Genomic DNA, 19,221 nt, shown 5'->3' with positions numbered 1-19,221 from the left:
GCACCTATGACACACCTGGGCATGCTGAGCCCACTGGCCCTCACCGCTGTACTGCTGGCAGGTATCGCGGCCGGCATCATCAACACCGTGGTCGGTTCGGGGAGCCTGATCACCTTCCCGGTGCTCATGGCGGTCGGATATTCACCGTTGGTGGCCAACATGTCCAATACGGTGGGTCTGGCCCCGGGAAATTTCAGTGGCGCCTACGGCTACCGAAGCGAATTGACCGGCCAACGATCGCGCATCGTGAAGTTCGGTGTGACAACGCTATTCGGGTCGATCGTGGGCGCGCTGCTGCTGTTGATCCTGCCACCCGGGGCATTCACCTTGGTGGTGCCGTGGCTGGTGCTCCTGGCCGGCGTGCTGGTGCTGCTACAGCCGAGCCTGCGCCGAATAATGGACCGCCGCAACGGCACCGGCTCACCGAACCTGGTTCCGCTGTATGTGGGCATCTTCGGGTGCGCGATCTACGGTGGCTATTTCGGTGCGGCTCAAGGCATCATCATGCTCGCGCTGATGGGACTGTTCATGCGCGACGACATCCAGCGTCTCAACGCCGTCAAGAACATCTGCACCGGTGTGGCCAACGGCGTGGCTGCGCTGATTTTCATCGCGATCGGGCAGGTAGCTTGGCTGCCGGCGCTGACCCTGGCCGTCGGTTCGACCATCGGCGGCCAGATCGGAGCCAAGGCCGGACGCCGGTTGCCGCCGAACGTATTACGGGCATGCATCGTCGTGGTCAGCTTCACGGTGTTCGCTGTCATGATGCTGCACTGACCTCGCCGAAATGGACAAACGGGCCGCAAAACACGAGTGTCGGACTTTGCCGACAACAAGAGGATCGAGATCCGGGACAACCTTGACATCGCTGTGCCGTTGCGAATGTTGCTGCGTGGTCAGCGATTCACCGTGACCATCGTCACGTAGCGAACGCACAGCAGCAAGCCAGGCAAGACATATATCCGATCCCTAGCCTCGGCGAAGTCGAGAACATCAATGCGGCGCTACTCAATTCGCTCCGTCAGGCACACAGACAGGCTGTCCACATGCCCACAATCAGCCCAACGGCAACGAATACCGTCGCGCGCGTGGCATCGAAAGTGCCTGAGGTCACTGCGGTGTTCTGGGTGCTCAAACTGCTCACCACCGCGATGGGTGAAGCCACATCCGACTTCCTTGTGGGAACGCTGGGCCCACTCGCCGTCGCACTCGGCGCGGTCGCCTTCGCGCTGAGCCTGTGGTTGCAGTTCCGGCTGGACCGCTACCGACCATTCGGCTACTGGGGCGCGGTGATGATGGTCGCCGTGTTCGGCACCATGGCTGCCGACGTGCTGCACCACGAACTGCACGTACCGTTGGCGGCATCGACGCTGCTCTACGGACTGGCCGTGGCAGCCACCTTCCTGCTCTGGCATCGTGCCGAGGGCACTCTGTCGATGCACAGCATCACCACCCGCCGCCGCGAAGTGTTCTATTGGCTCGCAGTGACTTTCACCTTCGCACTCGGTACCGCAGCCGGCGACCTCACCGCGAGCGGGTTCCACCTGGGATTTGCCGGATCGATCGTGCTGTTCGCAGTCCTCATGGCGATGCCCGCCATCGGTGGCCTGTCGTCCCGCCTCAACAGCGTCGCGGTCTTCTGGTGGGCCTACATCCTGACTCGCCCGCTCGGCGCGTCGATTGCCGATTGGCTCGGCAAGCCGGCACGAGCGGGTGGCTTGGGCTACGGCGACGGTGTGGTGGCCGCAACCCTGCTGGCCGCCAGTATTGCACTGTTGGGTTATCTCACCCTGCGCAGACCCGCCACGGATCGCGAACTGGTACCCGAGCCGGTCTGATCCGACTCAGACATACCTCTCGTGGACATAGCACCAGCGCCAGTCTTCCCCCGGCTCGAACGATTGCACGATCGCGTGCCCGGCCGACTGCGCGTGCGCACTGGCGTGCCGCATCGGCGACGAATCGCAGCAGCCGACATGCCCGCAGGTCAGGCACAACCGCAGATGAACCCAGCTGGTACCGAGCTCGAGGCAGTCCTGGCATCCCTTGTGCGTTTGTGGCGCGACCAGGCGCACGTCCGTCAGGTGCGAGTCGGGAAAAATGGATGCCACGGTCGTTCCTCCTCGTGCGGACGGCCAACAGACGTTCACCGTAGCCGGGTACCGCACGGGAAGGGAACTCCTCAGCCCGCCCCGAGGTGTACCCCTGACAGCACACTCGCCAGGTGACCGATCCCGAATACCAGCAACGCCGCGCCGCCGCCGATCACCAGTTGCCTTACCCCAGAACGCAACCCGTTGCGTCCGTTCAGCAGGCCCAACGCCGCGCCGACCGCGAAGAGCGCGACACCGGCCAGTACCACAGCGGTCACCAACGCCGCGGTTCCCGATCCGAACAAATACGGCAACACCACGACCACGGCGCCCAACGCGAAGGCCAACAGGCTTGACGCCGCCGCCGACCACGGGGATCCGAGTTCATCCGGGTCCAAGCCCAACTCCTCGCGGGCCATGGTGTCCAGCGCTGTCTCGCGATCTTTCATGATGGTGGTTGCGATGTGCTCGGCTGCCTCCTCGTCCAAGCCCTTGGCCCGATAGATCAGCGCAAGCTCCTCAGCTTCGGCCTCGGGATCATCGCGTAATTCCATCTCTTCCAACGCGATTTCACGTTCGTATGACTCACGCTGGCTGCTCATCGAGATGTATTCGCCTGCGGCCATCGACAGCGCCCCGGCAAGCAACCCGGCCAGACCCGCGAACAACGTCACCGACCCACTCGCGCCCGAACCGGCGAACCCCATCACCAGCGAGGCGTTGGACACCAGACCGTCGTTGACACCGAAGACCGCCGCCCGCAGCGCGCCCGACCGGTCACCGCGGTGCCAACGCTCCGCACTGCGAATCTCGCCTTGTGACTGAATCCCCCTGTCGCGCAACTGTGTCAGTACCCGGGCGTGCGAGCGCTCATCGATGGCCATCCGCGACGTGGCGTCACGGTCATCCTGGTACAGCCCCGCGTCGGACCGCTCAGCGCGCTCCAGGTACGGCAGCACGGCGTCGATCGACGATTTGCGGGCCAGCCACACCATCAGGCGGGACCCGAAGCCAGGCGGGGCCGGCGCGGGCACGGGCTCGCCGAGGGCGGTGATCTTGCCCGCCCAATGCTCGGCATGGCGGCGCTCGACCGCGGCCAACTCATTGAGAATCTGGCGGCGCTCCCCACTGGCGGCCTGCGCCAGGCCTTCGTATTGCCGGGCGCTGCGTTGTTCGGAGGCCAGTAGTTCGCGATACCGGTCTGCCTGCCCAGTGGCCATCTCAATCTCCTCGGCGGCGTGGTGCCGGACGTCGGACCCGGCAGGTTGCTGATGTAGTCAGCAACCCCATCATTTCTGGATTCATTCCAAAATAGCCAAAATCGCCCGCCGAGGCGTCCAGCCATCGGCGGCATCGTCGGAACGACATCACATAGATCGTTCGCCAGATCCCCCGAGACCGGGATCGATGCCGCACGGACGGGGTGCACGCTGCGTCCTGGACTTTGCTGGACGCCACGCCGAGACCGTCACAACCAAGCACATTGCGGCACCATGTGTCAGCATTAGCTGGTGAGTCCACGCCGAATCAGCAGTCTGATCGGCGCTGCGGCAGCAGTAACCTGGGCAATTGCGCCTTGGGCGCTGCAAGCATCATCGCTGCCGTCGGCGCATGCTGCGGACTGCCCAGACGCCCTAGCCATCTTTGCCCGAGGTACCACCGAGGATCCCGGCAACGGCTTCGTCGGTGATGCGTTCGTCCACACGCTGCGCGCGCAGCTCGCCCCCAAGACCCTTGACGTCTACTCCGTGGACTACCCCGCCACCACTGACTTCCCCACCGCGGTCGACGGCATCCGCGACGCCCGCACCCACATCACCGCGACTGCAGTCAGCTGCCCCAAGACCAAGATGGTGCTGGGCGGTTTCTCCCAAGGCGCCGCCGTGATGGGCTTCGTGACCGCCGGAACCATCCCGGACGGCGTGTCCGCCTCAGACGTTCCGGCACCGATGCCGCCGGACGTCGCACCGCACGTTTCTGCCGTTGTGCTGTTCGGCAAGCCGTCGCTGCGCTTCATGCGCGCGATCAACGACCCGCCGGTCACCGTTGGCCCGCTGTACCAGATCAAGACCAAGGAACTGTGCGAGGACGACGACGTCGTGTGTGATCCGCACGGGACAAGCTTCGATGCACACAACAGCTACGTCGATACCGGCATGGTCACCCAAGGCGTCAGCTTCGCGGTCAGCCAGTTGCAGGCCGGTTGGGCCGCCGACGCGCTGACACCGTCGTCGAGCACACCGGCCCCGCCGCCCGCGGCGATATCCCCGGCCGCGGGTTCGACCAATCCGGTCGGCCCGGCTCAGCATCTTCCGCCGACCGCACCCGCGCTGCCCGGCACGCCGAACCCGGCCAGCCAGCCGCCCCCCGGCCCACCCCCGCCCGTCCCGCCACCGGCTACCTGAACTTCACCCCGCGGCGACGTATCCACTGGTCGGCCATGACCGTTCCGACTATCCACACGGCAAACGCAAACCCAAGGTGGACAAAGCTTTTGGTATCGCGGCCCAACACCGGGCCGAAAATGTGCGAGAACACCAAGGGCAGGTTTCGCCACAGTTCGCGATGCTCGACCCCACCCATCGGATCGGCAACGTAGTACAGCGCGTACGGCAGCGCCAGAGACGAGATCCAGACGCCGGTGCGCCACCGGTCGTGCCGCTGCCGCCAGCGCCGCGTCAACGGCACGTCGCTGGTGGGCAACAGCACCGAGATGACGTTGCCGACGCCAAGCCACGACACGATCGGCACCGCGACGGTGGGAATGGTGATGCCCAGCCTGGCCGGTGTCTCGAACCACAGCGTCAACGCCACCGCCGCGACCAGCGTCGGCACGCCCACCAGTACCAGCAACGCCAGGTTCTTGATCAGCAAGATCCGCCACGGCGCAACGCCGTTGGAAAGCCCCTGCACCACCCGGTAATGGTCGGCGCCAAGGACATTGGTGGTTGTCACGTCGGCCAGCACGAACGACGAGAAGTACGTGCCGACCAGGATCACCCAGTCTTGGTGACGGCCGTGCGTGGTCAACGGCTGTGCGGCCAACCACAGCAGCGCGAAAATGACGTTGGTCAACACCCCCAGCAGCCAGCTGCGCGGCGCAGTGAACGCCCAGCGGATCTCCGATCGCACCGCGGCCCCGAGGCCCTGCTGGAAATCAGCGGCCGCTCGGCGGGCCGCCGCGGGCCTGGGCGCCGAGGCCCGGGCGGCACGACGCAGCGCCGCGTCCTTGCGCGCGGACAGTTCCGTGCGCCGGGATGCCGTGTTCGCAGACACCGCCGATCCACCCTCCACTATCGATACCCTCGCGATCTGGGGCGCGTGCGACGATACCCGGGAAGCACATGGCAGCACCCATCATCGCTACGGTCGGAGCACCGATCCGAGTGCTGATCGTCGACCTAATCGTGGTTATGCCGAAGGGCTGAGGCCAGCGTCCGCTCCTGCTCACAACTTCGACTGAGACCTGTCACCTTTTGCTGACAGTGTCAACAAAAGATGACAACGCCAAATCGCAAGCGCCACAAGAGCCAGCGCACGCCCACACGTCGTATACCCACCCTCGGCGCGAGGTTCATTACTTAGTAAACTACGTTTACCATATGGTCGAGTCGGCGGGACCGTGCATCAACCGAACTGTGCATGCTCGCCGGCACGTCGCAGCCAACGAGAGGAAATGTGTACATGTTGATCAAGGACTCTGTCGCCGTTGTCACCGGTGGCGCCTCGGGCCTGGGCCTGGCCACCACCAAGCGGCTGCTGGACGCCGGCGCCAGCGTCGTGGTCATCGACCTCAAGGGTGAGGACGCAGTCGCCGAACTCGGCGCGCGAGCCAAGTTCGTCGGCACCGACGTCACCGACGAAGCCGGCGTGACCGCCGCGCTCGACGCCGCCGAAGCCATGGGCCCGGTCCGGATCAACGTCAACTGTGCCGGCATCGGCAACGCCATCAAGACCCTCAGCAAGGACGGCGCCTTCCCGCTGGCCGGTTTCCGAAAAGTGGTCGAGGTCAACCTGATCGGCACTTTCAACGTCATCCGCCTCGCCGCCGAACGCATCGCCAAAACCGACATCATCAACGGTGAGCGGGGCGTCATCATCAACACCGCATCCGTTGCCGCATTCGACGGCCAGATCGGCCAGGCCGCGTACTCGGCTTCCAAAGGCGGCGTGGTCGGCATGACCCTGCCCATCGCCCGCGACCTGTCCCGCGAACTGATCCGCGTCTGCACCATCGCCCCGGGTCTGTTCAAGACCCCGCTGCTGGGTTCACTGCCCGAAGAAGCCCAGAAGTCCCTCGGCGCCCAGGTTCCACACCCGGCCCGCCTCGGCGACCCCGACGAGTACGGTGCACTGGCACAGCACATCATCGAGAACCCGATGCTCAACGGCGAGGTCATTCGCCTTGACGGTGCCATCCGGATGGCACCGCGATGAGCAGACGGCAGCGCTAGGCACCATCCACCCCGGTCGGAGCACCCTGTCGCCAACGTCGTCGGCAGGGTGCTCGCTGTCGGCACCAATCTGTCGTATGCAAATCTGAATCCGATGCGTGGCACCCACAATTCTTCGACGAAGGGCGGCAGACCGTGAGCATTCTCGATCGATTCCAGATGAACGACCGCGTGGTCATCGTGACCGGCGCATCGTCCGGGCTCGGCGTCGCCTTCGCCCGCGGATTCGCCGAGGCAGGCGCAGACGTGGTGCTGGCCGCCCGCCGCCGGGGCAAGCTCGACGACACCGCCGGCCTGGTCGCAGGTGCCGGCCGGCGGGCCCTGTGTGTCGAGACGGACGTCGTCGACCCCGAACAGGTCCAGGCGATGGTCGATGCGGCGATGACCGAATTCGGACGGGTCGACATATTGATCAACAACGCGGGCATCGGCACCGCCGTCCCGGCGACCCGGGAGACTCCGCAGCAATTCCGCGATGTCGTCGACATCAACCTCAACGGCTCGTTCTGGGCCGCCCAGTCCTGCGCACGAGTGATGCTGCCCGGCTCCTCGATCATCAACATCGGCAGCATCCTGGGCATCACCACCGCGTCATTGCCCCAAGCCGCCTACTCCGCCAGCAAGGCCGCGATCATCGGACTGACCCGCGACCTCGCCCAGCAGTGGAGCGCCCGCAAGGGAATTCGGGTCAACGCGATCGCACCCGGGTTCTTCGCCTCGGAGATGACCGACCAGTACGTGCCCGGCTACCTGGACAGCATGGCACCGCGGATGCTGCTGGGCCGCAAGGGCGATCCCGAAGAACTCGCCGCCACCGCGCTCTGGCTGGCCTCCCCCGCCGCCGGCTACGTCACCGGGCAGACGATCGTGGTCGACGGCGGCGTGTCCATCACCTAGCCGCCGTACTGCGGCTTCAGTTGCCCGGCCAACGACGCCAGCGGCACATTGGCCACCACGGCGCCGCCGTCCATGGACCAGACCCGTCGATCCGGCGGAGTGGGGCTTTCGCGCACCATCGGCTGATCGGGCAGGTAGAGCCGCAGCGAATCGCCGGTCAACGCGAACGCGCGGTAGTTGCCCGAATAACCGGAGCCGTCGACGTCCGGCTGGAACTCTGCGACTGTGAACGGGTAGGTCCCAGGCGTGTGGGGCGGCGCGGCGGCATCGAGCAGCGGCGGCAGGATCGGCGCGGCGGCGGCCGAAACCGCTTGGTTCACATTGACTCCCGGCCGAAACAGATCCGGCAGATACAGCCGGCGCCCGGTGTTCATGTCGAACACGAACGACCGGAAGGCATTGTTGGCCTGGATGCCGAAGGGCTCGAAGATCTCGTGCACGACGACCGACTGCACGCCACCGGGCCCGGGAATGATCTCGTAGTCAGCCGTGGCGCTGCTGTCGCGGGGCGTGGTGTTGCCGGTGTTGCGCCAGCCGTTGAACAACCGGGTGTAGTAGTCCCGCAGCACGGGACCTGCCGTCGGATTGTCCATCAGCTGCGCCGGAAGCTTCAGCGACAGCAGCATTTCCGCTTCGCGCTGCGATTTGACCACCGCTGTGCAGGTGGAGCCGTCCCACGCCGCGCCGAGCTCGGTGCAGAAGCTCTCCACCGAGGCGTGGGCCGACGACGCGCCGGTCAAACCGGTGACCGCGAGGGACAGCCCGGCACAGACCGTGGCCAGGACTCTACTTAGCACGCTTGCCGTCCGCTCCGGCCAGCAGCACGTTGGCGGCCAGCCACTTGTCCCCCACCTTGCGCATCGTCACGGACATACTGACGAAATCACTCCGTGGATCCGGCGACGCCGAACTGGTGATCACCTGCTTCACCGACAGCAGCACGTCGACGTCATCGCCGTGGACGGCCTTGGCCGCCGCGTCGATGACCGTCCCGGTGGTGCTGACCTTGTTGTCGATCAACATCTTTCGCATCTGCGACCACGCCTTGGTGTAAGCGTCCTTGAACTCGCCGGTGGCACCGCCGGTGATATCCGCGAAGTTCTTGTCGATGGTGTTCTGGTCGGTGGTGGTCAGCGTGACCGCGTAGGCACGCGCGGCGTCGATCGCCTGCGCCGCCTCGACGTCGCGCTGGTGCTGCTGGAATACCAGGGCTCCCAACGTCACCGCCGCGGCTGCCAGCAGCACCACCAGCACGCCGACCGCCCAACAGACCGCGCGACGTATCCGGTAGGTCCTGGGGCCGTGTTCGCCGTCAGACTCAACCTCGGTCGCGGTGTCCTCGTCGACGGCCTCGACGTCGACATCGTCAGATTCCTTGGTGGTCACAGGATTTCAACCTTGCCGGCCAGCCATCGGTCGCCCACTTTGTCCATCGTGATGTCGATACGGTTTCGGTCGATCCGTGGACTCGGATTCTGCGCATTGGTGATCGACTGGTCCACGAACAACAGCACTTCGACCTTGTCCGGGGTCGCGGACTTCACCGCGGCGGCGACAACGACGCCGGTGCCCGAGGCCTTGTTGTCGATCAGTACCTGGCGTAACTGGTTGGCGCCCTGACTGTAGGCGTCTTTGAACTCCCCGGTGGCCCCGTCGAGGGACTTACGGTAGTTGTCGTCAATGTTCTTGGCGTCCAACGTCGTCAGCACCACCGCGTAGTCCTCGGCGGCCTGCAGTGCGGCAGCGGTGACCTGATCGAGGCGATACTGCTGATACTGCCGCCAGCCCAGAAAGCCCGCCGCCGCCGCGATGACGATCAAGGACACCGTCAGCAGCACAACCACTGTCCGTGGGCGCTTCGTCCGCTCGCCGCCGTCGTCGGCCGAGTCGGTCACATCTGATTCGGCCGGGTCCGAGTCGGCCGAATCGGTCTCGGAGACACCGGCATCGGGATCTGGCTCCGCCAGGTCCGCGGCGTCGGGTTCGACGTCGCGGGCCTGCTCGAAAACGTCGGGGTCGCTGGTTCGTTTACTCATCACATCTCGCGTATCTCATTGGCCCCGTCAGTTCGGCATCGGCGCCGGCATCGATGGGCCGCCGTATAGGGTGTCGATGGTGTAACCCGGGTAGTGCGGTGTCTTATCGGTCACCGCATGCGGGTCGTATCCCGGCGGTGGGCCGGCGGTGTCGTCACCTGGCGGTCGGGGTGCGTTGCGGGCACCGCGGACCAGCAGCGACGGATCCTGGTCAGCACAATACGTGTACTTATACGGCTCAGGGAAACTCGCATCCGACGGTGAATGCTGAGGCAGGTTGTAGTCGCACCGGTACTTCGGATAGAGGTCACCGATCGCCCAGATGCCGTCGTCATGCAACACGGAGGAGAAGCGGTCGATGAACGGATCTCGATCTGGACGCCAGATGTACTGCAGCGCAGGGATTCGCTGGTAGATGATCTGCGACACCGTGGTCAGGTTGCCCAGAATCTGCACGACATTCTGGCGGTTGTCGGCGATCAGATTGTCCAGCGTGGCCAACTGCGGCTCGCCCCGCTCGACCAGGGTGCGGAAGCCTCCGTCCATCCGGTTCACCCCGCCCAGCACTTGAGACAGGTCCCGGGTGGTGTCCTGCAGGCCCGGGCGCACGTCGGCGACGGTGTCGAAGACCACCCGGGTACTGCGGATCATGCTCACGGTCTGCGGCAGTACCGAATCCACCGTGTTGGCCAGCAAGCTGGCGCCATCGAGGATCGCGGCGAGCTTACGCGGTCCGTCGTTGGTCACATGCAGCTCGGTGAACATCTTGCCGAGCTTGTCGGCATCCAACTGGGCCAAAGCGCCGCGGCTGTGGTCGATGATGTGTGGCAAGGTCACCGGGATACTGGCCTGCTTGCCTGAAATGACCGCACCGTCAACGAGATACGGTCCGCCGCCGTGCTCGGGCCGAAAGTCCAGGTACTGCTCCCCCGCGGCGGATAGCCCCGACACCCGCACCGCACTATCGGTCGGAATGCGGGCCGACGAGTCGATGGACGCGACGGCTTCGACACCCTGGTCGGTGAGGTTGACCGCCGCAACACGGCCGATCGGGATGCCGCGCAGAGTGACGTCCTGATTGGCCAGCAGCCCACCGGATTCCGGCAACATGATCCGTACCGCGATGGTCCGGTGAAACGGGTTGAACCGCAAACCATCGATCGCGATGTAACCGAAAGCGATCACCGCGGTGAGGGCCAACCCCGCCAGCGCGAGCAGGACCTTGCGGCTGGCCACCGCCTTGACGACGCGAATGATCACTGCCAGAACGGAATTGAGTGCGCTGATCATGGGCGGTCCGGTCCGTTGATGCGGCCCACCAGCATGTTCCACTCGTAACGGAGGCTGCCGATCATCAGGTGCCAGTCAGTGCCGTCAGGTCCGTGGAAACCGGGGTCGCCTGGGTAGTTCTTGTCGGGTAGAGCGGCGATGGCAATCTTCGAGATGTACGCGTCACCGTGCAACGCAGTGGAATTGGTGGACTTGACCAGGACACCGATCAATCGGTTGAACGCGGCCAGAGAAAGGTCCGGGTCCAGCGCGATCTCGTTGGACACCGCCGACAACTTGTTCACGTCGGCTGCCACACTTCGGGTGTCGGTGCCCTGCATCGACGGGAACTTGGACAACTGCCGGGTGATCCGGGCGACGTTGTCGACCACATCCATGATCCGCGTGGTGTTGTCGGAGATCACCGCCAGGGCCGGTGCGCCGGCAGATAACGCGGTGTCGATGCTCTGCTGGTGGCCTGCGATCTCGGCGGCCATGTTCGACGTCGAGCGCAGGGTCGCATCCAACTGTGCCGAACGCGCCGACATCTTGGCCAGGAACGCGTTGGTCTCCGAGATCAATCCGGCCAACTTCTCACCGCGCCCGCCGACCGCCCGGCCCGCCCCGTTGACGTCGGTGGTCAAGGCCCGAATGGCGCCGCCGTTGACCAGCATCGCCAGCGAGTTGAGCAGTTCCTCGACCGTCGGTGCCGCGGCGGTGGACGCCAGCGCAATGGTGTCGCCGTCGTGCAGCAGCGGGCCGGAATCTGTTTCGGGCCGGCCCGCACCGCCCTGCACACCGGGCGGGCGAATCTGTACGAACACGTCGCCCAGCGGGGTGGCCGAACGTAATTCGGCGGTGCTGCCCACCGGCAACGGCACATCCCGGCGGATCCGCATGGAGACCTTTGCAGTGAAGTCCTCGGCGCTGATCGACTCGACCTCGCCGATATCTGCGCCGTACAAGCGGACTTTCGCCTTCGACGGCAAGTTCAGCGCATCGGAGAACACCGCGTTCAAGCCATAGGTCGGTCCACTGGACCCGGGCGACGGCAACGGCACCTGGTCCAGGCCGGCAGCGCAACCGGTCAGCAGCAGCGCACTACCCAGCGCTACACCCCACCGGGCCTGGCGCAACACGGAAGTCAAGCACATCGTCATCGGGTCGGCCCTCCCGGCGCGGGCGATGCTCCCGATTTGGGCGGTTCACCCTGTCCGGACGGGCCGATGCCGTTGGCCATCAGGTCCATCATCGAGGTCAGCCCGAAATCCGGTCCGTAGTCCTGCAATGTTCCTGTCGCACAACCCAGCTGCTTCAGACCCATGAGGTTGCAGAGTTCCTTGTTGAGGTTGTTGTTGGCCAACACTTTGTCGGTCACCAGATGGACTCGAACGCTGCCACCCACCGGATCGAGTACGTTGTACAAGTTGTCGAGGGTCAGCGGCAGTACGTCCAGGGTCTCTTCCAACTCGCGCTTGTTGTCAGCCAGAGACTTGACGACGGTGTTGGCATCCCCGAACGTGCCCTTGAGCTCGTCCCGGTGCCGGTCCAGCAGACCGCTGACCTCCTGCAAGATCTCGTTGATCTTGGCTCCCGTGCGCCCCGCACCCAGGTTCTGATCGGCCAGGATGTCGCTCAACTGGTGCACGTTGGAACCGAACTTGCGGACGGCACTGTCATTGTCGGCGGCGGACTGGGTCAGATCGGAGATGCTGCGGATGATCTCCTGCAGGTTCTTCTCGGTCTGGGCACCACCATCGGGTCCAACCTTGAGCGCCTCGGACAACTTGCCCAACGTGGACTTGATCTGGTCGCTGTTGTTGGAGGAGATCTGGGAGCCGAGGTTCACCAGATCACCCAGCGGGCCACCACCATTGGCGTTACCGCGCAACGCCGTACCGAGCCTGTCGATCATCGACAGTGTCTTGTCGAATTCGACCGGAGTCTTGGTGTTACCCAAGGCAATCAGATCGCCGTCCCGCAGCTTGGGTCCGCTGGTGTACGGCGGGGTCAACTCGACGTGCCGGTCGGTCAGGATCGACGTGGAGACCGTGACGGCGGTTACGTCGCTGGGCAGCGGGACCTTTCGGTCGATGTCCATGGTGACCTCGACATAGCCACCCTTGTTCTCTACCGTGTCGACCTTTCCCACCTGCATACCCAACACCGACACCGCGTTACCGGCATACAGCCCGACGGCGTCCTGGAAATGCGCGCGGACGGTGATGTTGCGGTGCCAGAATCGCGGCGCGGCGAACGCCACCGCGGCGACCGCCACCACCACGGCGGCGACCGCGACTGCGGCAATCATCAAGGGACGCTTATTCATTTGCAGTCCTTGAAGTACTCGACGAGATTGAACTGCCGGGCCCGACCGCTGATCGCACACATCCAGGAGTCGATCATGACACCGGCCGGCAGCTGGACATCGGCGCCGTTACCACTGCCCAGGATGTTGGCGAAGTCGCGCGCCGTGACCGGGGCAACCTGCAAGATGCTGCGCACCATGGCATCGTGGTCGGCAAGCATCTTGGCGAAGTCGTGCATGCTGCTGATCAGCGCATCCAATTGCGGCTGGTCGGCCAGAATGGTGCGGGCACGGTCGACCAGCAGGGTCACTCCGTCGAACAGGCGCTGCATCGCGGCCCGCCGGGTGGTGATCTCACCGAGAATCTGGTTGCCCTGCAACACCAATGCGCCCAGATCCGCTTTCTGCCGATGCAACAGCTCGGCGATGGTGTGAGCGTTGGTGATCAGCGTGCCGAGTTGGTCGCGCCGGGACGCGATCACCCCGGCCAACGAATTCAGGTTGGTCAGGGCCTGCGGTAGCGCATCGGGCACTCCCTGCAGGCTCCCGGTCATCACCCGCACCGACTCGGCGATCCGATCGGCATCGAGCGGGCCGAGGGTACTCGTCGCGCCGGCCAACGTCTTCTGTAGGTCGTACGGCACCTCGGTATGACTCAATGTGATTCTGTCACCAGCCAATTGACCCGAACCAGCCGGTCGCAGCTCGAGGTAACGCGCACCCAGGATGGTGGTGAGCTTGATGGCGGCGTGAGTCTCGGTGCCCAGTCGCACGTTCTTGTCCGCCTTGAAGGTGACGACCACGTGGTCACCGGCCAGCGTGACGTCCTGCACCTCACCGACCGGAATGCCCGCGATGGTCACCGCGTTACCCGACTTGATCGCTGCCGCCTGAGCGAACTCGGCGGTGTACTGCTTCTTCCCGACGTCCAGAACACTGACCAGCACCACCGCGGCGACCAGCACGACGATCACCGTCAGGCCGATCACGCCGAGCCAGAACTTGTTGTAGTCCTCCAGGACCCGCTGACGCCCGCCCTCAAGCCGCTTCGGGGGACGCAGCGGCCCGCCAAAGATATTGCTCATCGGCACACCGCCGAATGCCACACTTCGTTGCCGTTGCCCGGAGTGGCCCTGATGACGAACATGCGGAACCAGTTGAGCAAGCCGCGCCACAGGCCGAAATCGAGATCGCAGATGTACGCGTCCAAATAACTACCGTCCTGGGTGATGCGCGCAAATCCTTTGAGCATCAACGGCACATTGGCCATCATGTAACCGAGCCGGGCCTTGCCATCGGTGGTGCTGTATTTCAGGAATCCGGGGTTGCGGTCGATGAACTGCTGCACGTCCGGAGTGATCGCACTGACCAGCTGCGACAGCCTCCCGACGTTCGCCGTGATCGAGCCTACCGAGGCGACCAGTTCCTCCCGCCGACCGGACAAGGCGGACAACGTCGACGACGACTGCGCCAACATGGTCTCCAGATTGGCGCTCTGTTTGGCGAGCGTCGTCATCAGCTTGTCCAGGTTGGCGATCAGATCGCCCAGCGCCGCATCCGGACCCGCGAGGGTCTGCGTCAGCGCCGACGCCTGCGTGGTCAATGTCAGCAAGGAACCTTGATTGCCCTGGAATGCCGCGATGATGGCGTTGGTCAGGTTGTCCACCTGCTGCGGATCAAGCTCGGTGAACAACGGCTCGAAACCGTTGAGCATGTAGGAGATATCGAACGACGGGTTGGTCCGATTCTCCGGAATCTGTGCGCCCACAGGCAGTTTGTGGCGCTCTCCCTCCCCCTGGCTCAGGCCGAGATAGCGCTGCCCGATGATGTTCTGGTAGGTCACCGAGGCCAGCGTGTTGGTGTAGAGCGTCTGATTGCTGTGCACCCGGAAGGTGACCTTGGCCTGGTTGTCACCGGTCAATTCGATGCCATCGACCCGGCCGACCCGCACCCCGGCCACCCGAACATCGTCACCCTCGGCAAGCCCCGACACATCGCTGAAAACCGCCGAGTAGCTGCTCGTCGGCCCAGAAACGTTGCGTTGCAAGGTGGCAAACACCATCCAGGTAACCGCAACCGAGAAGACCAAGAACAAGGTGAGGCCGATGACGGTGACACGTTTGAGTTTCATCGGGCACCGTCCGGCACGGGAGTGATCTGCACGTCACTGCCCCGGGTGACCGGGCCCAGTAGCAGTTCGGTGGCGGAAGTGGCTGGGCCACCGACAATCTTGCTCAACTGGTCCTTTTCAGTCTGGCTACCGACCGGTCCCACGGTGCCTCCGTACAACGGTGCGGACTGCTGCTGCGCCTGGCCCGGCGGCGGTGCCGGAGCCGACGCATCCGGAGTGGACTGCTGCTGCACCTGCGCAGGTGCGCCCGCTTCGGCAGGCAACGGCGGAGGTCCTGGGACCGTCGGCGTGGGAACCCCCTGCGGTGCCGGCAGTCCACTGGGATCGGGCGGCCCTGGGAAATCCGGCACGATCGGCACCGAGAACCGTGGCGGGGCCATGTTGGGATAGTTCTCGGGAACCCACGGCGGCGGCGCCATACCCATCGACGCCAACCCCGGCTTGAGGTCGGGCGCGGTGGGCGTTTCCGGGGCTGTCTGGCAGCTCGGGCCCTCCAAGGCCCCGTACCGCGGGCAGTCTGCCCGGGTGTACTGCCGCGACGAGTTCAGCGCGACAACCACCTTGACCTGAAGCAAATTGGTCTCCGGGTTCCACGCCTGGTCGTAGAACTTGTTGGCCAGCGTCTGCAATCGGGTTGAAATACCGTGAAATTGGTCGGCATGGTCGGCCAGCACACCCAGCCCCGGGGTCAGGCCGGTACTGACTTGAATCATCCGATCGGTCTGATGCTCGAACGCGTCACCCAATATTCCGCTGGTGTGCAGTCCCCCGGTAAGGAATTCGGTCAACTGACTGCGCTTCTCGGCGATGGTCCGCATCGGCTTGACCGAACTGTCCAACGCGGCGAACAGATCTGGCGACACGGTACGCAGGCTCTCAGCGGCAGCCTTGAGCGCGGACAACGTCGACGGTCCCGAGTCGTCCGAAGTGACCACTGAATTCAGTTGGCGCATCACCTCATTGAGGTTGTGTCCGGCATCGGTGAGCTTCTGTCCTCGCCCGTGGGTGGCCTCCGACAACGCTGCGAAGACGCCGACATTGTTGGCATCAGGCGCCTGCCCAACCGCCTTGAGCAGCTGCCGAAGCTTCGCCAGCACGTTCTGGAACAGCACGGTGGGCAGGGTCTGGTCTTCTTCGATGACATCGCCGGAGCGGATCGGCCGGGCCCCGGTGCCGTTCTGGACGAGCTGAACGGCGGACACCGCGAACAGGTTCGCCGGCACCACCCGCGCGGTCACGTTGTCGGGGATCTGCGGCGCGAACTGCGGCTGGATGTCGACGTGCACCACATTGGGCTGGCCGTGTTGCGACGGCGCGATACTCGACACCATGCCCACGATGACGCCGCGGAACTTGACATCCGAGCGCTCCGGCAGCCCGTCGCCGATGTTCACCAGTTTGATGTCGACGCGGACGAAATCATCGAGCTTGCCAGTGGATTTGATAACCATCACCACCGCGATGAACGCCGCCACCACGGCAAAGCACAGACCGATGACACCCAGCTTGCGGTCGGTCGAGCCCCGCGGGTCGTGATCGAACGAGTTGCCCATCAGCCGCCGAACCTCGCGCCGCTGATGACGCCCCACAGTGCCATCGTCAACAGCATGTTCACGATCACCACCATGGTGACGCTGCCCCGCATCGCGCGGCCGGCCGCGACACCCACACCCGCCGGGCCACCGGAGGCGAAGTAGCCGTAGTAGCACTGCATCGTCGAGGAAATGAACACGAACACAACGGCTTTGATGGTCGCGAACAACACGTCCCGACCCTCCAGGAACAGCCCGAAGTAGTGCAGATAGGTCCCGGTGGACTGGCCGGCCACCACACTGACCACCTGACACGCCAAGTAGGCCAGGGCCAGCGCCGCCAAGAAGAGCGGCACCACCGCGATGATCGACGCCACCACTCGGGTGGCCACCAGATACGCCACCGAGTTGATACCGAGAGTGTCCAGCGCGTCGATCTCGTCGTTGATCCGCATCGCCCCGAGCTGTGCGGTGAATCGGCAGCCGGCCTGGGCGATGAACGCCATCGCGATCATGATCGGCGCCAACTCACGCGTCGTGGCGAACGAGGAGACCAATCCGGTCGCCGAACCCAGCCCCAACAGATTCAGCGCGTTGTAGCCCTCCACCGCGACCAGGGCTCCGGCCGTAATCCCCAGCACGCCGGCCACATTCAGGGTGCCGCCGCCCACCACGATGGACCCGTTGCCCCAGGTGATATCCGACAACAGGCGCAGCAGCTCTTTGCGATAACGCAGCCACATCGTCGGCATCGCCAAGACGACCCTGCCGAAAAACTCGACCATGTGACCGGTGCGGCCGGCACCTTTGAGCAGACCGTTTCCGACGCGGCTGAACGGCCGCAACAGTCCCGGGGTGAATGTTGACGGTGCGGCCATGTCAGATCGTCGTCTTCGGGAAGATGATCACGTAGAGCTGACTCATCACGACGTTGACGATCATCATCAGCAACACCGACTCCACCACGGCGGCGTTGACGGAGTTGGCCACGCCGGCCGGGCCGCCACGGGTGTCGAGGCCCTTGTGGCAGCTGATCACCGCCACGATCACACCGAACACGATCGCCTTGACCATCGCCAACGCCAGATCGCCGACGGTGGAGAACGACGAGAAAGTCGCGATGAAAGATCCGGGCGTGCCGTTCTGCATGTACACGTTGAACAAGTAGCTGGCCAGATAGCCGACGAAGCTGGTGACGCCGGTCAAGAGCACGCCGATCAGTACGAGTGCGGCCAGGCGTGGGACCACCAGCCGCTGGATCGGTGACACCCCCATCACCTCCATCGCCTGGATCTCCTCGCGCATGGTGCGCGAGCCCAGGTCGGCGCAAACCGCCGAGCCGACCGCGGTGGCCAGCAACAGCGAAGCGACCAGGGGCGCACCCTGGCGGATCACCACGAGGCCGGTGGCCGCGCCGGACAACGACGAGGCGCCGACCTGGCCGGCCAGCAGCGCGAATTGGATCGACAACGTCACGCTGATCGGGATGGTCACCAAAACCGTTGGAGTGAAAGCGGTTCCGGCCATGAATGCGGCCTGATCCAGGAACTCGCGGACGTTGAATCGCCATTTCACGATATCCAGGAACAGGTACTGCAGCGTGCGCAGCCCTAGCACGATCTGGCCGCCTGCGGTGCTCAGCGACGCAATCGGGTGGTTCAGCAGATAGCGGCGGACCCAACCGACGGCTTCGCCGATCGCATCGGAATTCTGCGCTTGGTCGGTCATCGGGCGGACTCCTCGTTTTGCGGAGCCAGCCATTCGGTGGCAAGTCCACGGCAGACCAGATCAGTGGTGGCACGGGTCTGGGCCACCAGGACGTTGCGGTCCGGCTTCTGCCCATAGCGCAGGGCGATGCCGAAGGGGATCGCGACGATCGACTGGGCGGTCGCGTACGGGTCGACGTCGGATCGGATGTAGCCGCGGTTCATGCCGTCCCGCAACAACATCGACAGCCTGCGCACTCCGCCGTCGAACATGCGGTGGAACTCTTCGGTCATCTGCTGATCGACGCCGGCGGCCTGGATAACGATCAACTGCAGCAGCCGCGGATCTTCGGCGAGCAAGTCGGTATACGCCATCCCGATAGAGTTGGTGTACGCGCTGAATTCCTCGATGGACGCAAAACCATCGGATGAACACTGACCGATCGCGGCCACCAGTCGGGCATTCACCTGCCGCACGGCGTGGTCGAAGATGTCCCGCTTGTTCTCGAAGTACCGGTAGAACATCGAATGCCCGGACCCGAGCCTCTTGGCGATATGGCTGATCGACGTCTGGTGATAGCCGCGCTCGGCGAACTCCGCCAGCGCTGCGTCGATCACCTCTTCACGCACCAGCTCGGCGCGCCTGGCGCGCTGGCGGTCCGCCATCTTGGTGCGCGCCTCCCCAGTCACACCGCGAACCATAGCGGAATGATTCCGTAAACAGACCCAGTATTCGCAAAACGGAATCAATTGTCGCGCGTGTAGGTAATCCGGTCTCATTCGGTTTGCCCACGC

20 protein-coding genes are annotated in these 19,221 nt (G+C 64.5%); 5 read left to right on the top strand and 15 right to left on the bottom strand.

Annotation, left to right across the window (positions count from 1 at the left end; translation table 11 throughout):
* The first annotated feature begins 24 nt into the window (after positions 1-24).
* A complete protein-coding gene (locus ABIA30_RS20765; protein WP_370069048.1) occupies positions 25-777 on the top strand; it encodes a sulfite exporter TauE/SafE family protein in 753 nt (250 codons plus the stop codon).
* Between the two features lie 311 nt (positions 778-1,088).
* Positions 1,089-1,838 (top strand): hypothetical protein, encoded by a 750-nt coding sequence (locus ABIA30_RS20760; RefSeq protein WP_370068842.1) that lies wholly within the window; start codon positions 1,089-1,091, stop codon positions 1,836-1,838.
* 6 nt (positions 1,839-1,844) lie between these two features.
* Here the strand turns inward: ABIA30_RS20760 and ABIA30_RS20755 are convergent, their stop codons facing one another.
* Together ABIA30_RS20755 and ABIA30_RS20750 are read right to left on the bottom strand one after the other, a co-directional pair.
* Positions 1,845-2,111: a UBP-type zinc finger domain-containing protein gene (locus ABIA30_RS20755; RefSeq protein WP_370068840.1), complete on the bottom strand. Its 267-nt coding sequence runs from the start codon at positions 2,109-2,111 to the stop codon at positions 1,845-1,847.
* Positions 2,112-2,182: 71 nt separating this feature from the next.
* Positions 2,183-3,313: a VIT1/CCC1 transporter family protein gene (locus tag ABIA30_RS20750; RefSeq protein ID WP_370068838.1), complete on the bottom strand. Its 1,131-nt coding sequence runs from the start codon at positions 3,311-3,313 to the stop codon at positions 2,183-2,185.
* Positions 3,314-3,604: 291 nt separating this feature from the next.
* Here ABIA30_RS20750 and ABIA30_RS20745 point away from each other — a divergent pair, with 291 nt between their 5' ends.
* The gene (locus tag ABIA30_RS20745) at positions 3,605-4,498 is read left to right on the top strand and encodes a cutinase family protein (protein WP_370068836.1); all 894 of its coding nucleotides are present in this window, start codon (positions 3,605-3,607) and stop codon (positions 4,496-4,498) included.
* On the opposite strand, the gene ABIA30_RS20740 is transcribed toward ABIA30_RS20745, so the two are convergent.
* Positions 4,491-5,336 (bottom strand): hypothetical protein, encoded by an 846-nt coding sequence (locus tag ABIA30_RS20740; protein WP_370069046.1) that lies wholly within the window; start codon positions 5,334-5,336, stop codon positions 4,491-4,493. The genes ABIA30_RS20745 and ABIA30_RS20740 overlap by 8 nt on opposite strands.
* Positions 5,337-5,777: 441 nt before the next feature.
* Between ABIA30_RS20740 and ABIA30_RS20735 the strand changes: the two genes are divergently transcribed.
* Positions 5,778-6,530 (top strand): 3-hydroxyacyl-CoA dehydrogenase, encoded by a 753-nt coding sequence (locus tag ABIA30_RS20735; protein ID WP_370068834.1) that lies wholly within the window; start codon positions 5,778-5,780, stop codon positions 6,528-6,530.
* 152 nt (positions 6,531-6,682) lie between these two features.
* The gene (locus ABIA30_RS20730) at positions 6,683-7,444 is read left to right on the top strand and encodes an SDR family NAD(P)-dependent oxidoreductase (protein WP_370068833.1); all 762 of its coding nucleotides are present in this window, start codon (positions 6,683-6,685) and stop codon (positions 7,442-7,444) included.
* Here ABIA30_RS20730 and ABIA30_RS20725 read toward each other — a convergent pair.
* The 12 genes from ABIA30_RS20725 to ABIA30_RS20670 are packed head-to-tail and all read right to left on the bottom strand — an operon-like array spanning position 7,441 to position 19,128.
* On the bottom strand, positions 7,441-8,241 hold the full coding sequence (locus ABIA30_RS20725; RefSeq protein WP_370068831.1) for a hypothetical protein: 801 nt from the start codon (positions 8,239-8,241) through the stop codon (positions 7,441-7,443). The two genes, ABIA30_RS20730 and ABIA30_RS20725, sit on opposite strands and share 4 nt — an antisense overlap.
* Positions 8,231-8,830 carry an Mce protein gene (locus ABIA30_RS20720; protein WP_370068829.1) on the bottom strand — a complete coding sequence of 200 codons (600 nt, stop codon included), beginning with the start codon at positions 8,828-8,830 and terminating at the stop codon, positions 8,231-8,233. The genes ABIA30_RS20725 and ABIA30_RS20720 overlap by 11 nt, the downstream gene beginning before the upstream one ends.
* Positions 8,827-9,480: an Mce protein gene (locus ABIA30_RS20715; protein ID WP_370068827.1), complete on the bottom strand. Its 654-nt coding sequence runs from the start codon at positions 9,478-9,480 to the stop codon at positions 8,827-8,829. The genes ABIA30_RS20720 and ABIA30_RS20715 overlap by 4 nt, the downstream gene beginning before the upstream one ends.
* 27 nt (positions 9,481-9,507) lie before the next feature.
* The gene (locus ABIA30_RS20710) at positions 9,508-10,770 is read right to left on the bottom strand and encodes an MlaD family protein (RefSeq protein ID WP_370068826.1); all 1,263 of its coding nucleotides are present in this window, start codon (positions 10,768-10,770) and stop codon (positions 9,508-9,510) included.
* On the bottom strand, positions 10,767-11,888 hold the full coding sequence (locus ABIA30_RS20705) for an MlaD family protein (RefSeq protein WP_370069044.1): 1,122 nt from the start codon (positions 11,886-11,888) through the stop codon (positions 10,767-10,769). Before ABIA30_RS20705 ends, ABIA30_RS20710 begins: the two co-directional genes overlap by 4 nt.
* Positions 11,889-11,905: 17 nt before the next feature.
* Positions 11,906-13,078, bottom strand: coding sequence for an MCE family protein (locus tag ABIA30_RS20700; RefSeq protein WP_370068824.1), 1,173 nt, complete (start codon positions 13,076-13,078; stop codon positions 11,906-11,908).
* Positions 13,075-14,142 (bottom strand): MCE family protein, encoded by a 1,068-nt coding sequence (locus tag ABIA30_RS20695; RefSeq protein WP_370068822.1) that lies wholly within the window; start codon positions 14,140-14,142, stop codon positions 13,075-13,077. The genes ABIA30_RS20700 and ABIA30_RS20695 overlap by 4 nt, the downstream gene beginning before the upstream one ends.
* A complete protein-coding gene (locus ABIA30_RS20690) occupies positions 14,139-15,188 on the bottom strand; it encodes an MlaD family protein (RefSeq protein ID WP_370068821.1) in 1,050 nt (349 codons plus the stop codon). The genes ABIA30_RS20695 and ABIA30_RS20690 overlap by 4 nt, the downstream gene beginning before the upstream one ends.
* Positions 15,185-16,741 carry an MlaD family protein gene (locus tag ABIA30_RS20685; RefSeq protein ID WP_370068820.1) on the bottom strand — a complete coding sequence of 519 codons (1,557 nt, stop codon included), beginning with the start codon at positions 16,739-16,741 and terminating at the stop codon, positions 15,185-15,187. Before ABIA30_RS20685 ends, ABIA30_RS20690 begins: the two co-directional genes overlap by 4 nt.
* Positions 16,741-17,598 carry an MlaE family ABC transporter permease gene (locus ABIA30_RS20680; protein WP_370068818.1) on the bottom strand — a complete coding sequence of 286 codons (858 nt, stop codon included), beginning with the start codon at positions 17,596-17,598 and terminating at the stop codon, positions 16,741-16,743. Before ABIA30_RS20680 ends, ABIA30_RS20685 begins: the two co-directional genes overlap by 1 nt.
* A 1-nt stretch (position 17,599) precedes the next feature.
* Complete coding sequence (locus ABIA30_RS20675) at positions 17,600-18,448, bottom strand: MlaE family ABC transporter permease (RefSeq protein WP_370068817.1); 849 nt, start codon at positions 18,446-18,448, stop codon at positions 17,600-17,602.
* Complete coding sequence (locus ABIA30_RS20670; RefSeq protein WP_370068815.1) at positions 18,445-19,128, bottom strand: TetR/AcrR family transcriptional regulator; 684 nt, start codon at positions 19,126-19,128, stop codon at positions 18,445-18,447. Before ABIA30_RS20670 ends, ABIA30_RS20675 begins: the two co-directional genes overlap by 4 nt.
* Positions 19,129-19,221: the final 93 nt, after the last annotated feature.

Source organism: Mycobacterium sp. MAA66 (assembly GCF_041261665.1).
GTDB lineage: Bacteria > Actinomycetota > Actinomycetes > Mycobacteriales > Mycobacteriaceae > Mycobacterium.
This window is presented reverse-complemented; position numbering and strand designations above follow the sequence as displayed.

Excerpts from the sequence above, each read along its gene's own strand:
- ABIA30_RS20750 (WP_370068838.1), bottom strand. The coding sequence starts at position 3,313 with ATGGCCACTGGGCAGGCAGACCGGTATCGCGAACTACTGGCCTCCGAA.
- ABIA30_RS20685 (WP_370068820.1), bottom strand. The coding sequence starts at position 16,741 with ATGGGCAACTCGTTCGATCACGACCCGCGGGGCTCGACCGACCGCAAG.
- ABIA30_RS20710 (WP_370068826.1), bottom strand. The coding sequence starts at position 10,770 with ATGATCAGCGCACTCAATTCCGTTCTGGCAGTGATCATTCGCGTCGTC.
- ABIA30_RS20675 (WP_370068817.1), bottom strand. The coding sequence starts at position 18,448 with ATGACCGACCAAGCGCAGAATTCCGATGCGATCGGCGAAGCCGTCGGT.
- ABIA30_RS20670 (WP_370068815.1), bottom strand. The coding sequence starts at position 19,128 with ATGGTTCGCGGTGTGACTGGGGAGGCGCGCACCAAGATGGCGGACCGC.
- ABIA30_RS20700 (WP_370068824.1), bottom strand. The coding sequence starts at position 13,078 with ATGAATAAGCGTCCCTTGATGATTGCCGCAGTCGCGGTCGCCGCCGTG.
- ABIA30_RS20695 (WP_370068822.1), bottom strand. The coding sequence starts at position 14,142 with ATGAGCAATATCTTTGGCGGGCCGCTGCGTCCCCCGAAGCGGCTTGAG.
- ABIA30_RS20680 (WP_370068818.1), bottom strand. The coding sequence starts at position 17,598 with ATGGCCGCACCGTCAACATTCACCCCGGGACTGTTGCGGCCGTTCAGC.
- ABIA30_RS20735 (WP_370068834.1), top strand. The coding sequence starts at position 5,778 with ATGTTGATCAAGGACTCTGTCGCCGTTGTCACCGGTGGCGCCTCGGGC.
- ABIA30_RS20715 (WP_370068827.1), bottom strand. The coding sequence starts at position 9,480 with ATGAGTAAACGAACCAGCGACCCCGACGTTTTCGAGCAGGCCCGCGAC.
- ABIA30_RS20690 (WP_370068821.1), bottom strand. The coding sequence starts at position 15,188 with ATGAAACTCAAACGTGTCACCGTCATCGGCCTCACCTTGTTCTTGGTC.